Here is a 15,132-nt window from a genome sequence, read left to right as displayed (position 1 = left end):
ATCTAGTACTTGTCAGGTAGCTTCGGCCAGGTCGATGCAACTGTCGTCTCGACGATATGCGTCTGCGCACGCCGTAGCCGTTCCGATACTGCGGACGGGGTAATCCCGAGTTCGTCGGCGACCTCAGACAGCGACGCCGATCGGGGAACCTCGAAGTGGCCCATCTCGTAGGCCGTCCTGAGCGCCTCACGCTGGGGGTCAGTCAGTCCGTCGCCCGGTTGCTTGGGTTCACCGTCCTTCGTGAGCCGTCGGAGTTCGAAACCGCAGTTGCTCTGCCAGAAGGTCCGGAACTCATCGAACGCGTCACGGTCGGCAAACCAGGCTTCCTGGACCCACCCCCGTGATGTCACGCGGATTCGCTCAACGACAGCATCGGCCTCAGCCAAGGCACGGAGCCCGTCCAGGTCCTCAATCTGGTCGCCGAGCTGAGCCTCTAACCCCACAGCCGGGAGAACGCGGTACCGATATGTTTCACCAGCATGCCCGACGAGTGTATACTCGCCGACGAACGGCGAGGACTCGAAGGCCTGTTCGACTGCCTCATCCGGAGCGTGCATCACATAAACGATGAACGGCGGCTGGTCGCCGTGATTGAACTGCAGTTCTACTTCTATTGTCGCTTCAGGAACATTTCTTGCGACGTTGACGAGCGGAAAGTCCGCACATTGGAGTTCATATTCAGCGACAAGTGCCATATCCGTGATTTTCTCCCGACTCTTTTATGTGTATGGATACGGCTGAACTGCCTCGCAGAGGTCCAGTCACTGTCGTTTCACGCGTACTCGGCAGTCCTGAATCGGCGGGAAGCCGGTGTTAGGCCGTGACAGGAATGGCACGTACCGAACGACTCTCTGAACCCGACCACATCACCGAGGGACTGTCGAGGCTGCTCGCATCCACCTGTTGACCGAGCTACAGGTTTTGAGACGTGGAAATAATATAGGTCAGACCGCATTGAACTAACCAACAAATAGATGGTTCTGCGGAGTCTGTTGGTTAGCATATGGGCGACCGCGACCACGCAATCGAGGCGCTCGAACACCTCCGTGCGATACAAGCAGCTGAGAGTGATAAATCAGTTATCAAGCAACACCGTCGTGACGCCATTCAACACGTGGAAACACTGGTTGCGGAGCTTGAGAGATCCACCCGAGAAGAATCGTCTGCCGAGGCAGTCGAGAGACCTGACGACTGGGACGATGATGAAGAGTGGGAAGACAAGCTCGAATCAGCTCGTGAGAAGGCCGGGATATCCGCATCGAAAGGGACTCTGACGACGAAGACAATCAACGGGCGGGAGTACTACTACCTCCAGTGGCGGGACGGCGACAAAGTCAAGAGCCAGTACGTGGCCCCTGTCGATCCAGCCTGAGCGGGTCCCATCGAACCGCTGGTGACTGTGTCGAGACCTTCCGGGGGACACACACACCTGATTCCGAGTTAGTGGGAGTTGCAGGGATGCCCCTCCCCCCCGTTTGGACTGGGACTTGTTGGCTGGACGATTTCTCAACAACAGCTACGAAACCAATCCTAACTAGGAAAGTGGTTCTAGATAGTGGTAGTGTGTTGTCGTTGTTATCGCTTGTCTAGCTAGTACACTATTCTAATAACTAATCTGGCAACTAGTCTGCCAACCAGTCTAGTAACTAGTCTAGTAGCTAGTGAGAACACACCTAGTTCCGAGTTACAACGACAATCTCAGCGAGTGAGACAGACAGATATAGCGGTACTAACTCGGAATCAGGCGTGTGTCCTCCGTTCTATTCAAGTTTCGAACAAATAATGCTGAAGTTGCACTCCCTTACGAGTTCCCCCGCACCTGATCTAACTCGGAATCAGGTGTCCATGAACGTTGTTCACTGCATGAACCGCATTACTGCGGCCGGATACTAACTCGGAATCGGGTGTCTCCACTCGTTGCTCTCACTGAACGGACTTGCCAACAGCAACAGTTCGACCAAGGCTAACTCTCTGTTTCAGTTCCGTTGTTCCGCACTATGGCCGGTAAACCCACGCAAACTAAGCACCACAGGCCGAGCGGTTCGATGCTGACGACGAGCTACAGGAACCGCTCGGGGCCACCGTCATGGGACTCATCTACGTCGACCCCGAGGGACCGGATGGCGACCCCGACCCGCGCAAGTCGGCCAAGCGTATCCGCCAGGCGTTTGGCCGAATGGCGATGAACGACGCGGAGACGGCCGCACTCATCGCCGGTGGGCATACGTTCGGGAAGTCACACGGCGCCTCGGACGACGACATGGGCCCCGAACCCGAGGCGGCCCCTATCGAGGCACAGGGACTGGGGTGGCCAGACGCCGGCACGGGGTCCGAGACGACCACCAGCGGCATCGAAGGAGCGTGGAACCAGTGGCCGACCATGTGGGACACCTCCTATCTGAATAACCTGCTCGACTACGAGTGGGAGCTGACGGAGAGCCCTGCCGGTGCGAAACAGTGGAAACCTGTCGACGAGGAGCTTCAGGACACCGTTCCGGACGCACACGACCCCGCCGAAAAACACGCGCCGATGATGATGACGGCGGATATCGCGTTCAAGCGGGACCCCGAGCTCCGGGAGATTATCGAAGGCTATCGGGACAATCCCATGGAGTTCCTGGATGCCTTCGCCCGGGCGTGGTACAAACTCATCCACCGTGATATGGGGCCGCCGGAGCGATTCCTCGGCCCCGACGTACCCGAGGAGACGATGCTGTGGCAGGACCCGCTTCCGGATGCTGACTTCGACACTATCGGCAAACGAGAAGCCGCCGATCTCAAAACGGAACTGCTCGACTCGGAGCTTTCGGTGTCACAGCTGGTCAAGACTGCCTGGGCGTCGGCGTCCACCTACCGCGATAGCGACAAGCGAGGCGGTGCCAACGGTGCCCGGATACGACTCGAACCACAGCGGAGTTGGGAGGCCAACGAACCACAGCACCTCGAGACGGTGCTCTCGACGCTCGAGGAAATCCAGACGGAGTTCAACGACGCCTGTTCCGACGACGTGCGGGTCTCCATGGCGGACCTCATCGTACTGGGTGGCAATGCGGCTATCGAGCAGGCGGCCGCCGATGCCGGGTACGATGTCACGGTCCCGTTCGAGCCGGGGCGAACTGACGCCTCACAGGAGCGGACCGACGAGGAGTCGTTCGAGGCACTCAAACCGCGAATCGACGGCTTCCGCAACTACTTCGACGGCGAGTACGATGGGCTCGCTGAGGAACTCATGGTCGACCGGGCGGACCTGCTTAATTTGACGCCGTCGGAGATGACGGTGCTTGTCGGCGGAATGCGCGCTCTGGGTGCCACCTATCAGGACTCGAAACTCGGCGTGTTCACAGACCGCCCGGGGACGTTGACCAACGACTTTTTCGAGAATCTGCTGGATATGGACTACGAATGGGACGCCACCTCGGGCCCCAGGGAGGTATACGAGGTGCGTGACCGCGAAACCGGCGACGTGGTCTGGGAAGCCAGCCGCGTGGATCTCATCTTCGGCTCGAACTCCCGACTGCGGGCCCTCAGAGACGTCTACGCGAGCGAGGAGGAGAAATTCGTGCAGGACTTCGTCGATGCCTGGCACAAAGTGATGACCAACGACCGGTTCGACCTGGAATAGCTACTGTCCGCTGGTGTAACGCCGGTAAGCGGGGTTCCGAATCGCTGATTCCCTGACAGCTCCCCCGGCGGGACACAGCGTCTGGGGGGTCTGATGGATGATTTTTGCTGTCACGGCCGACTGCTGACACACATCGATGCCACCCTTCGTCGGCTACGAGTGTCGTCGAGACTCGGTCGGGACGGCCCTGTTTTCGGGGGAACCCACTTTTGATGGCGTCCCAACAGTGGAGCCATGGCCGCTACTCGGACGAGACGGAGTTGCCGCGGTTAGATTACTATGTGAGTGAATCTGACCGTTATCAGCTACCAGCTGAGTGAAAAACTGCCGGACGGAACCCAGGTTCGTATCTTGCAATCACTTCCGTGCATCTTTATTCCAAGGATAAACAAAGGCACGTAAATGGGTGTCTGCCTTGCAGACGTCGCGGACGAATTCGAGCGTTTAGATACGAGTCTCGTCGATGGGAACTCACTCCAGATCGATATGGAGGGTACTACTCTCGAGTTTTCGATGGAGCATGTCCGTCGGTCGTGTGCGGCGCACGATTCCCTCATCGATGCAGACGGGAGAGTGATGATTCCTCTTCACGAACCGGATTCTGCGGAGCTGACTGGAGAATATCTATTATATTCGGAGTCGGCCCTGATTCCAGCCTACGGTGTCTTCGATACGTCACAGAACACGACTCGACGAATTGGGGTCGACGCTATCGACGAGACGAAGTATCGATGGCTGGTCCGATTCTGGACGGCCCATTTCGAGCCAGATGTGGTTCCATCTTACGTCGACCAGACTTCTGCGGGCCCAGAATCGAAGGCCGTCGTGAATCCGACGGAGAAATTGACAGACGTGGATGCACAACAGTTCTACGATCACCTTCTGGAGTTCGTCGCGGATATGCGTGATGCGGAGAGAGACGAGATGCGATCGGCTTTCGACTCACTATCGTACGACCGCTTCCGGCGGCAACACGACGCGATTCCCGTAGGATTGCCGATTCGGTACACGGAGATGGATGCGGGGGGAGATATCTGTACAATCATCGTGCCAAAAGAGAAGATGCAACGGAGTATTCCCGCGGCGTTCGGCCTCTATCCAGACAACGAAGTTATGATCGATATTCTGAACGCCGGCGATGTCTCACTGGCAGACTCACAGAGGGCGGCACTCCCAGTAGAGGGCCGGAGCAAAAAGATACACACAAACACCATAACGGTCGTGTTAGACTCTAGCGGGACGAACTCGGATGCGAAAACTGGGCTACAGAAGGTTTTCGACGCGGACACCGGAGCAGTGGGTGTTGGGAAACTCCACAACGCCGTGCCTTACGACCGAGAAGAGGCTGCCATCAAAACTACTCGAGAAAAAGACGAGAAATCGGCCGTTGTAACGGGTAACGATCCGGTACTCTACGACCCCAGTCGTGCTCGCGACGTCTCCTTTCCATCGTTGAACGAGTACCAATCGGACGCAGCCGAGCGCGCGTTAGCAGCCGAACACATCCATTGTATCCACGGCCCGCCAGGGACAGGTAAAACACGGACACTGATTGCACTAACACGTGCGCTCGCTCGAGAAGGAAAGAAGGTGCTCACCTGTGCCCATTCCAACCAGGCTACAGACAACTTGATCGTCGGAACGAGCACGATGGATACCGTCGACTCGGATTCGCTCCACGCCGCTGCACTCGAAGGCGAACTTTCGGTTGCGCGAGTCGGGAATGGGAGTCGCAATGCTCTGGTCAACGAAAGGTATGTGGGAAAGAGCAGTAGTTCGGCCGATGTAGTTGCAGCGACCATGAGCTCGGCCGCTCAGTTCGACACTGACGAATTCGATGTCGCGATAGTCGACGAGGCGTCACAGGCATCTATACCTGCGACGCTTATCCCATTTTCTGCAGCGGAACGAACGATTCTCGCGGGCGATCACAAGCAGCTCCCACCGTACGCCTCCTCCGAACTGGAGCAACGGGAGATGGAGGTGTCTCTGTTCGAGCACCTGATGGATCGGTATGGGAGTCACGTATCGACCCTCCTGCGGAGACAGTATCGAATGAACGAGGAGATTGCGACCTTCTCTAACGAAGCGTTCTACGACGGCCAACTGACGACGGCCGCTCGCAATCAGCACTGGACCCGAAGTGGTCTCTCCCCAATAGTTGCGTTCGATGTCTCTGGGAGCGAACAGATGTCTCACGGCCACTCCTATCGGAACGAGGCCGAGGCCGAGGTCGTGGCAGCGGAGGTGTACAAGTCTATAAAGAAGGGAATCGCTCCTGACGAGATCGGAGTGCTAACCCCATATCGAGGGCAGATCGGGGCAATCAAGGATGCTATGAATAGACTCGACGGAAAAACCCCGCCCGTCAAGGTCGATACGATCGACTCGTTTCAGGGAAGTGAGCGGAGTACGATAATCGTCTCTTTCGTCCGCTCGAACGAAGCCGGCCGTACCGGGTTCCTGACCTTTCCGAACGAGGGTGAACGCAGATTGAACGTCGCGTTGACCAGAGCGAAACATCGGCTCGTCCTCGTCGGTGACTGGGACACGCTTCGAACACAGACTGATCGACCATCCTGTGTAGATACCTACGATGCGCTCTGGTCGTACCTCAAGCAGAGAGACGCAGTTTCCGAAAGAGAGGGTTAGTTAGACGGCTACACGCTGTTCGCGACGACAATTTCCGACAGAGAGTCACGTTCTCTCTTGAGAGACAGACGCCAACGGAATCGGCCCGCTGGCCCCGGGAGAGGTCTGGAGCTGTTGTACATGCGATGACGAATCTGACACTTTACATACGGTGCACTGGTCGCGACACCGGCATCCGAGCGACGCAACTGTCGCCAAGATGGGTCCGCTGGTGCAGTAACTACCAGCCACTGGCGAATAGCAAGCCCGTGGCCTTTCACTGTCGGCCCACCAAAGAGACATGTGTCACACGAACGTGCTGAGCAGTCGTCGAGTGAACTCGAGGTCCTCATTTCCGGTGGGTCGATGGGTGGGCTCGCTACCGGCATTGCGGTAGCTGAGGCGGGCCACAGACCGACAATCTATGAGCGTTCGACAGGCGATCTCGAGAGCCGCGGCGGTGGTATCGTCGCTCAGCAGAACATTCGCCGGTTTCTCTCCCACCATACGAACGTTTCGCCCGAGGCCGCGTCCATGCACGAACAGAAGTGTTCCTTGCACTGTGTCTCCGAGTTGTCGTTGCTATCACCAACTTTGAGCGGGGAAATGATCCGGGTCGTGAGAAGCTCAAGCTATGAGACGGTTTCTATGACAGGCTCCGAGGTTATTATGCACTATCGGGACCAGCATTCCGACGCCGCCGTCACAGTTGGATTCGATTTAGACGTCGTCACGTAGCTCAGCGGATCGCTGACTGGCAATCATTGCTCTCGGGGTCTACTCAACAACGAATCGGACAGGGTCATCTAACAGAAGAACAAGTACATCCAGGCAGGGATGTGGACAATACTGTCCTCATTGTCAAGCACGTCCGAATTGTTGACGCAGATCCCGAATTCGGCATCACGCTCCTCGATAAACCGCTTCAGACCACGCAGCGATCGCGACGTAGTGTCGCCGTTCTTCACCTCGATGGGAACGAGATAGTCGGTACCGTCAAGAATGAAATCGACTTCGCCACCTGAGTCGTTGTAGTAGATATCTGCGTTCTGGGCATTCGATAAGAAAAATTGCAGGCGGCGGGTGTGGTCACAGACAGCCGTCTCGAAAATCGGTCCCATCGCGTCCGGGTTCCCCAGCGTGGACTCAGCAAGTGTCCCATTCAACGCATTGTATATCCCAACATCTTGGAGATAGATCTTCGGGAGGCCACCAGCGGAGTACTCGGACCCAGTGTACGTCGGACAGCGGTTGGTTAGGTAGAACTCGTCCAGATGCTCAAGATATGCGTCGACCGTTTGTCGACTGACATCAGCCGCATCAGCGATACTGGACTTGCTCACCTTCGAGCCTGTCGACGCGGCCAACAGTGATAGAACCCGAAGCACCTTCGCTGGCTTTTCGACGTTGAACACGTTCGCAAGATCGCCAGTGATTGTATTTTGCAAGTCAGTATCCAGGACAGTATAGGAGTCGGGGACTGTCTCGTCGAGGACGCCGGGATACCCACCTTTGAGGAGATACTCGTCTTTCAGCCGCTTCAGCTGTGGCTTCTTGTTTTCGTAGAGACCGAAAAATCGTGAAAGGGCACCACGGAGCGCCGTTGAGTCGCCCTCTTTGATACTCTCTGCGAGTTTGGAGCGTAGTTCGGTAGACTCGTCGTAGACTGTCTCCTCATCGATAACGGACTCATAGCGGACGTACTCGATGAATTTCATCGGCATCATGATCCGTTCGTCCATTCGGCCGATTAGTGTGTCACCCGCGTCACTCTTAATCAGCGTACTGATCGAACCGGTAGCAACGAACTGGAGATTTGAGTACGTATCAGTGTAGTATTTCAGGGTATCCGCCCAGTTCGGTGCTTTCTGCACCTCATCGATGAAAATATAGACTGTCCCATCTACGTCTCGGAAGTCCCTCTGAAGGATATTGGTCTTGAAAACCTCAATCGCGTCCTCAATCACGCCGTCAGGGTTGGAGAGAATCGAACTGTTTTCGACTGTGAGGTACAGGATCCGATCACCGGAGACATGGTCCTCTTTGAGAAGGGATTCAATCAACTGTCCGCATAGCGTTGTCTTCCCTACTTGACGGGGGCCACGGACCGTCATAATCGACCGCTGGGAAGTCATCAAACGCTCTCTGATCTTGTAGAAATCGCGACGGCGGTGGTCTGCCTTCTTGAGAGAGTCCTGCACTTCCTCGCCCTCCCACCAGAGATTCATCCGGTTCAGCAGGGCCAGTAGATTCGCGTCGTCCATACGCCTGTGTGAGACGGTGGGGACATAATATTGTTGACTGCAGTTAACAATATTAGTCTGAAGTTGCATACTGGAGTAACCAATATCGTAGTGAAGTTGGAAACTGCATCAGACACCATGCGATCCGAACATCCCCAAAGCTAAACGACAATGAGTAGCGCGTCTCAGACGTTGTGCGATGGTACTGCAGTCTTTCGGGGTCGAACTTTCCGTAGTGTGCTTCGGTACCGGCTCGGAGTCATGTTCAGTCAATTTCTCATCTATTACCTAACACAATGCCGCAAAAACCGGTGGTTGTTGGGTAACCCAGCCCTGACAAACCACCCTGCGGTCCAATCCCCACTGCGGTACGGTGCGAAAAGCATCCCGAACGAGCGCCCAAGTCCTGGATGGATGAAAGCCCGACAGCCAGTGCACTCGGAACACTGGGCACGCAGTGCCCGTCCTCGTTCCGGCGAGGGAGGGCCCGAGTGAGGGTACAAATGTGAGACGAGTAGTTATCGGTTCAAATCCGGGAGACCACAACAGCATTATTATTGTGACCGGGCACTGGGGGTGGCAGTTGAACAGTATACGCCCGTAGTGTTCACTGGCAGTCCCTCAACGATACTAGCTCACCCGGTGATGCCGTTTGGCCCCCACCAGTCAAGACAGTCTCACCGTCATACACTGGCGTATCGAATGGATGCGAACCGTAAAGCGATGTGTGACTGTCTGGCTGTTGTTGCGCGCCACTGGGTGGATCCCAGCCCTGGTACACTCGTCGCAGCAGCCGAGAGGTGTTCAATTGATAGGAAGGAGTAACGGATGGATTTTGAGCCCATCTACGATAGCATTACTACCTCTGACTCCAAGGGAATGGTAGAGTTGGAGGCGGTACCACTCTGCCGGACCCGCCCTTGTGGCTCGAAAGTGGTTCTGGGAGACACGAGCACCACGTCATGTGGAGCCGTATGGGAAATACCCATGCGCCGAGAGGTGTGGTGGCGTCCCTTTGCAGGGTCTATTAACAGTAGACCTGAGGTAGGACGCGCTTCGAGGCTCTAGCGGAGGTGGCATCTCTGCATGGCTATCCCTTGGTCGGGATACATAGCCCAGTGTGGCCCACAAGCCACTCTAACCTCGCACTGAAACCATATATTCCTCTTGCTCTTTTACAATGAAGCGAGTGTTTCACACTGAGTTCGAAGCACATGAAATCGCTACTGGCCGATTTAGTCCGTTACCCTGGAGTCCACATTTCGCTGTGAGGAGAGTACCTATGCCGTGCCACCCCTGGCTGATGCAGCAGAGCATTACCGGGACAAGTGACGACCGTTCCGATCGGTCCTGACAGCAGGCGTGTGCAAAGTGTTAGGACGCCCCATCGAAGAGTGGTACCAATGACCCAAGACGATGACGCCGGCGCTGACGATGAGGTATCGATCACCGACCTGGAGGCGGACGCAGCAGTTCGTGATGCCACGAGTGGCCGACTGGGCGACTACGTGCCCATCACGACCCAGGTGGTCGAACTGCCCGGGGCCCAGACCGAACCCTGCGCCTTCTGTAACGCAGCGGACCTCGTCGCCGCGCGTGGTGAAGAGATGGCCGACTACGGACTCGCTGTCGGCGATTGGGAGAGCGACGACGAGTTCGACCACCAACTGCACACCGTCCCTATCTGCGGGACGTGTCTGTTCAAGCGCCCGACCGTGGCTGGTCCGGGAGAAGTCACGACAACTTTCACAGACTTCGACGAAGAGACCCGGGAGCTGATGGACGAGATCGGAGATATCAAGAGCACAGAGGAAATGATGCGTGAGGTCCTCGAAGAGATCGACGACCCCGAAGAGCGAGCAGAGTTCAAACGGTTCCACGATCTCGACGAATGACTTGACTCCGTAGTCAACGGCAGGAGAAGGCGTAGAGGTGGCCCCTCCGTCACTACCGACAGTTGTTCACGGATCGTGCTCGAACCGGCGCCAAGCAGCTGGGTCGAACTGTTTCAGCGCCAGTCGCTTCGCACCGACAATCATCTCTCGAACGTCATCACGTGCGAGCGTCTCGACCGTCGCTGGACCAGGCGCTCGGAAGACCGCGTGGTTCCAGTCACCATCGACTGCACGCACCCCATATCCCGATTCCCGGCCGGTCTCCAGAACGAGCTGGTCGTTCGCCTGTAGTCGCTCGAGTACCGCCTGTGCATCTGCCTCACCGAACGGTGCAGGGCCTTCGACAGTCTCCTCAGAGTCGCTCGTGCGCACTTCCAGATAATCAGTCACATCCTGCGCACAGTCATAACACAGTACGACGTCGGTGACCGAGGCCATCGGAGGCCCATCCAGGTATCGAATCGTCGGTTCACTGGTGAGGACGGTGTTGGACATTGCTTCGGTGCCACAGAACTCGCACGGTCGTGACTCTGCGTTGGACATAGACCGAGTATCCGACAGACCGGTAATAAGCTACTGGCTGGAATGCCGGGTTCAGTGGCTGCCGTAGCAGGAACGGCTGTAGCGCTGTATGCCGAAGGACTCGGCCCGAGCGCTAATCTTTCAGAAGCAAAGCTAGTCCATCACGAGGAGAACCGTGGACCTATCTCACGAGAGCCGTTCTACAGCCATCGCAGCCCGTTCCCGAACCGTCGAATCCAGATCCGAGTCGCGTACCTCCTTCACCAACTCGACCGACACCGGCGCCTCACTGTTCCCGATTAGTGTACAGGCATTTGCCCGGACCTCCGGACTGGCATCATCCAGCGCAGCCTCCAGAGCCTCGTGCTGGGCCCGAATCGCCGCAGGGTCGGCTTCCCCTGCTTCCAGCAGTGCACTCGAGGCGTTGATGCGGGCTTGGATGTTCGGGTCCGACAGACGGCCGGCGATCGGCGCTGCATATTCGACAACGATATCGGGATGTTGCTGTGCGATATCTCCCAGGAGGCCGACGGCGTTGTTCCGTGTGCGCTTGGACTCGTCGTCGAGTAGCGCCACCAGATCTGCCGTCACGGGTTCGGCAGCGTCCGGATACGCACTCGTGATCTTGCCCAGGGCGGACAACACGTTCGTCAGCGTAGATTCATCCCCCCGCTGGAGGCACTCGATCAGCACATCGACGGCGGGATACACAGCCCCAGGATGGTCACCAGCGATCACTGAGAGCGCGTAGACGGCCCACTGTCGGGCTTCTTCGTCATCGGAGGTGGCTGCCACCTCTAGCGCCGGAATGGCGTCGAGGACCGTCGTGGCATCCGCTTCGGCGAGCTCGACCAACCCTCTGAGTGCAGTCACACCGTACACTGGGTGGTCCGCAAGCGCGATGAACGCCTGGACGTGCTGCTCGAACGATTCTGGTGCTGCCTCAATCTGCTCGAGCACCTGCTCGAGAATCGCCCGACCTATCGCGGTCTCCGAGTCCTGTAATAGTGGCAGCACAGGCCCCACGAGTGTCTCTACCGCCTCCGTGCGGTCGTCGATGACCAAATAAACCAACTGCAAAACACTGTAGACGTCCCCATCGGAGTCACTGGTCGCGGCAATTGCCGAGAGGACATCATCTACCACCACGGACTCCGGGGTTTCGTCTGCCACCGTAACCATCGCGGAGATAGCGTGGTCCATCAGCGGGTCGGCGAGGGTGTCGACCGATACCGGCGTAAGGTTTCGAAGTTCTGGGAGTGTGACTTTGTGTGTCTGCTCGCCACCAAATGCGTCGAAATAAAACACTGGCGGGCCGTCGAGCGGAATCATCGATGGCCGAGGCGCCGCCCGATGGGTGACAAGAAACGTCTTCTCTCCATCCGCCGCCTCGTAAGTCAGCTCGAACAGTGTGCCCTCGTCGAGAATCTCCTGAATGGTGTCGTTCGAGTCATACATTACTAGCTCTATGGACTGCAATTGGTTAGTAATGTGGTTTGTCGCCCGCTTGTTCGTCCACTCGCGGGTATCATATCCCAGTCGAGGTCAATGGAGATATCGTCCGTGAGTCCACATCGGAAGCCAATCTTCGGTCACCCTGGTCGTCGGTTATCAGAGAAGTCCGAATGAGGTTCCTCCAACTACAATAGCTTCATACTCGAGCTTGATTAATCTCTCACAGCCTCTTCATATACACCAATGCAAACAGAGCAGATTCTGTCGCCGAGTCTCGAAGAACTGGAGCCCACTATCATGGAGTCCCGGTCGGCTAACGACCTGGTCGTAATATGGATGGACCGTGAGTAGAAGACGTGTCTAAACAAATTTGACATCAAATAGGTTCGTCGTTTTACTATACTAATTATAATTCCGACACGGCTCCGATTCTGTGGCTCTCTGTCTGTAATCGGGGCCCAGTTTGTTACAGTACAGCCTGAACGTGTTTCATATCATATCCGATAAACCGACGGTTTCGGCATCGTGTTTTGACTGCAGTTATTTGGAAAATATTTCAGTAAGAGCGGTTGATATTGTTGGTAATTGCTGTAAATAGAGCAATTTGTCCTGATTTCGATTCGAAGCGGCATACAGCTAGAGCCGTTAGCCGTTGGTGCGAATCGCCGTTTCGCGGGCGGCTATCGGAGTCGGTCTTATATAACTCACAGACCGTCAATCGGTCTTCTGTACTCGATCGTGGACGGCATTTCGAGAGGGTCGAAACCCCAAATAATCAAGTATAAATATAGTATTCAGAATTGATATTTCTGCCGGGTGTATTTGAACACCGAGCTATCTCGCTCGGCTGTCCGCCAGCGCTCTACACCATCCGAATCACTCCAGCCTCTACTAGCGCTGGGAGAATTCCTTGGCGCCCTATGCCAGAACCCGCCCGCCTCACTCTTGACGCGTACCTACACACCGGCGTCGAATCAGCACCTACTGCTACATCGCACAAGGATGTCAGAGGTACCGAGCGCCACCCTCGGGTCCACGGCCGCTTGGGGCTCGGAAACAGCGCCGCGTTTCAGTACCGCGCGTTCTTGATGGCCGAATCGAGGTCGTCGAACTGAGCGAGATACCGCTCTCGGTCCGTCCGGAGTTCCTCGAGCGCTGACTCGGCGTCGGGGAGGGCTTTCGCTACGTCGAACTCGTGTATGTCCATCCCGGGAACGTCAGCCGGTACAGTAAGTCCCGTCGTCCCGTCACACGCCCAGTCTACGGACCCCCGTGCGATAGTACGTAGTAGCGTCACCGTCTCTTCGACGCCGATATCGACCTGCCCGACGCGGCCGGTGTTCAACACGAAACAGTCCACGTCGAGGTTGCTGATGAGGTCGCGAAACCGGTTGCCCTCAGCGCCTTCCGACCCGATGATGAACGGGTTCGTTCCGACGACGCGGGTCGATTCACCGGCCGAATTCGGGTCGCCCGCACTCGTCTGAACTGACTCACCCAGCATGAACGCCACAGCAGCCTCTTCGGGGGTGAGCTTCGCAACCGGAGGCATCGCCGGGTTACGTGTGATGAAGAATATCTGATCGACCTCGGACAGGTCGATCTCGTCACTGGCCGAGGAGAGTTCCGCACGCTGGATGATGGCCCGCCCGTTAGCGGTGTAGCGGTCACTATCGAAATCGACCGTCCCGTTTGCCTCTACGTCGACGTTTTCGAGCACAGCCGATTCGGCAGTCACCGCGTCGTACATCGACGGTTCGGTGTCGCTGTCGAGGCCGTGGGTTTTGACGAACAGCCCCTGCCCTTCGCTGCCGGCGACGGTGCCGTCAGGGAGCAACGCGCAGACGTCGTCCTGGAGCATCGTCGCGCCCTCGGGCTCGTCGAGCCACAATCCGTGAGTGGTTAACGTGGACTTCCCGGTGCCCGAGAGCCCGAGAAACAGCTGTCCGACGGTTTCGAGGCCGTCGTCGGTCTCCAGTTCGACCCGTTTGCTCCCAGCGTGGAGACCGAGGCCACCCTGCTGTTTCGCGTAATACATGAACAGCCTGAGGAACGATTTCTTGGCTTCGCCGGTGTAGTCGCTGCCGAGGACGGCGGTGAATCCAGCCTCCGGGAACACGCGGACGGCAACCTCGTCCCAGTCAGGAACCTGGACCGTGTGGAAATCCGGTTCACGCTCAGCGTCGGCTGGCTCGAAGAGCTTTGCCCATCCAAGCGCGATACGGCTGTACTCCTTGGGGACGTAGTACCGGCAGACGTAGCTGTTGTCAGCGTGGCGTCCCATCCGCCGGTCGAGACAGACCTGTTCCCTGTTTTCGAGCGCTGAGAGTGCGTCATCGACGAGTTCGTACTCCGTGTGGTCGAACTCGTCGTCGACGGTGTTTTTGGTTTTATCGGCGTTCCGCGAGCGCTCGTCGCTCACGTACGATGGCGAGCCGAACTCCGTGGTCGTCTCCATATGCTGGGAGTATTCGCGCAGTTGCTCGAACGACGGATTGTACTCCACAGTGTCGGATTCCTTCGGATCGGGCAGCGCAGCTACGAACTTCGTTGCTGATGCCGGTGGCTGTTGCATCCGTACCAGACATCCCACTCTATACACTAATAAACACACCAGTACTGGAAGCGTAGTAAATAGTTACAGTAGAGTCGGCGTCTTCTGCAATATATCCAGTCCCGAAGCACCTGGGTATGCACGGTCGAGCGGAGCAAATAGAGTACCTCGCTCTGTAGGCCCATCCACCAGGGGGTCGTGGAAACAACC

Annotated in this window: 9 protein-coding genes and 1 pseudogene; 5 read left to right on the top strand and 5 right to left on the bottom strand. The window is 56.9% G+C overall.

The genetic code is table 11. The features are described 5' to 3' along the window. Nucleotides 1–2 precede the first annotated feature (2 nt). On the bottom strand, nucleotides 3–695 hold the full coding sequence (locus EGD98_RS20395; protein WP_220590205.1) for a helix-turn-helix domain-containing protein: 693 nt from the start codon (nucleotides 693–695) through the stop codon (nucleotides 3–5). Between the two features lie 308 nt (nucleotides 696–1,003). On the opposite strand from EGD98_RS20395, the gene EGD98_RS20390 reads away from it, so the two are divergent. From EGD98_RS20390 to EGD98_RS20375, 4 genes and pseudogenes are all read left to right on the top strand, one after another. Beyond that, entirely contained in the window at nucleotides 1,004–1,372 is a 369-nt protein-coding gene (locus tag EGD98_RS20390) for a DUF6788 family protein (RefSeq protein WP_220590258.1), read from the top strand. A 714-nt stretch (nucleotides 1,373–2,086) separates the two neighbouring features. After that, a complete protein-coding gene (locus EGD98_RS20385) occupies nucleotides 2,087–3,622 on the top strand; it encodes a peroxidase family protein (protein WP_220590204.1) in 1,536 nt (511 codons plus the stop codon). A 402-nt stretch (nucleotides 3,623–4,024) separates the two neighbouring features. Then, nucleotides 4,025–6,274, top strand: a complete 2,250-nt coding sequence (locus EGD98_RS20380) for an AAA domain-containing protein (protein WP_220590203.1) — start codon at nucleotides 4,025–4,027, stop codon at nucleotides 6,272–6,274. A gap of 497 nt (nucleotides 6,275–6,771) precedes the next feature. After that, a pseudogene (locus EGD98_RS20375) lies at nucleotides 6,772–6,891 on the top strand (IS5/IS1182 family transposase); the annotation flags it as partial. Between the two features lie 168 nt (nucleotides 6,892–7,059). Here EGD98_RS20375 and EGD98_RS20370 read toward each other — a convergent pair. Then, nucleotides 7,060–8,517, bottom strand: coding sequence for an ATP-binding protein (locus EGD98_RS20370; protein WP_220590202.1), 1,458 nt, complete (start codon nucleotides 8,515–8,517; stop codon nucleotides 7,060–7,062). Nucleotides 8,518–9,899: 1,382 nt separating this feature from the next. Between EGD98_RS20370 and EGD98_RS20365 the strand changes: the two genes are divergently transcribed. Continuing rightward, nucleotides 9,900–10,391: a hypothetical protein gene (locus EGD98_RS20365; RefSeq protein ID WP_220590201.1), complete on the top strand. Its 492-nt coding sequence runs from the start codon at nucleotides 9,900–9,902 to the stop codon at nucleotides 10,389–10,391. Nucleotides 10,392–10,457: 66 nt separating this feature from the next. Here EGD98_RS20365 and EGD98_RS20360 read toward each other — a convergent pair whose 3' ends face one another. From EGD98_RS20360 to EGD98_RS20350, 3 genes are all read right to left on the bottom strand, one after another. Beyond that, complete coding sequence (locus EGD98_RS20360; protein ID WP_220590200.1) at nucleotides 10,458–10,934, bottom strand: hypothetical protein; 477 nt, start codon at nucleotides 10,932–10,934, stop codon at nucleotides 10,458–10,460. A gap of 165 nt (nucleotides 10,935–11,099) precedes the next feature. After that, entirely contained in the window at nucleotides 11,100–12,371 is a 1,272-nt protein-coding gene (locus EGD98_RS20355; protein WP_220590199.1) for a HEAT repeat domain-containing protein, read from the bottom strand. 1,066 nt (nucleotides 12,372–13,437) lie between these two features. Continuing rightward, nucleotides 13,438–14,943 (bottom strand): phosphoenolpyruvate carboxykinase (ATP), encoded by a 1,506-nt coding sequence (locus EGD98_RS20350; protein WP_220590198.1) that lies wholly within the window; start codon nucleotides 14,941–14,943, stop codon nucleotides 13,438–13,440. Between the last annotated feature and the right edge of the window lie 189 nt (nucleotides 14,944–15,132).

Origin of the sequence: Haloarcula salinisoli (assembly GCF_019599405.1) — an archaeon.
Taxonomy (GTDB): domain Archaea; phylum Halobacteriota; class Halobacteria; order Halobacteriales; family Haloarculaceae; genus Haloarcula; species Haloarcula salinisoli.
This window is presented reverse-complemented; position numbering and strand designations above follow the sequence as displayed.

What these genes read in the sequence shown, in the direction of transcription:
- EGD98_RS20380 (WP_220590203.1), top strand. Translation starts at nt 4,025, where the DNA reads ATGGGTGTCTGCCTTGCAGACGTCGCGGACGAATTCGAGCGTTTAGAT.
- EGD98_RS20370 (WP_220590202.1), bottom strand. Translation starts at nt 8,517, where the DNA reads ATGGACGACGCGAATCTACTGGCCCTGCTGAACCGGATGAATCTCTGG.
- EGD98_RS20350 (WP_220590198.1), bottom strand. Translation starts at nt 14,943, where the DNA reads ATGCAACAGCCACCGGCATCAGCAACGAAGTTCGTAGCTGCGCTGCCC.
- EGD98_RS20365 (WP_220590201.1), top strand. Translation starts at nt 9,900, where the DNA reads ATGACCCAAGACGATGACGCCGGCGCTGACGATGAGGTATCGATCACC.
- EGD98_RS20390 (WP_220590258.1), top strand. Translation starts at nt 1,004, where the DNA reads ATGGGCGACCGCGACCACGCAATCGAGGCGCTCGAACACCTCCGTGCG.
- EGD98_RS20385 (WP_220590204.1), top strand. Translation starts at nt 2,087, where the DNA reads ATGGGACTCATCTACGTCGACCCCGAGGGACCGGATGGCGACCCCGAC.
- EGD98_RS20355 (WP_220590199.1), bottom strand. Translation starts at nt 12,371, where the DNA reads ATGTATGACTCGAACGACACCATTCAGGAGATTCTCGACGAGGGCACA.
- EGD98_RS20395 (WP_220590205.1), bottom strand. Translation starts at nt 695, where the DNA reads ATGGCACTTGTCGCTGAATATGAACTCCAATGTGCGGACTTTCCGCTC.
- EGD98_RS20360 (WP_220590200.1), bottom strand. Translation starts at nt 10,934, where the DNA reads ATGTCCAACGCAGAGTCACGACCGTGCGAGTTCTGTGGCACCGAAGCA.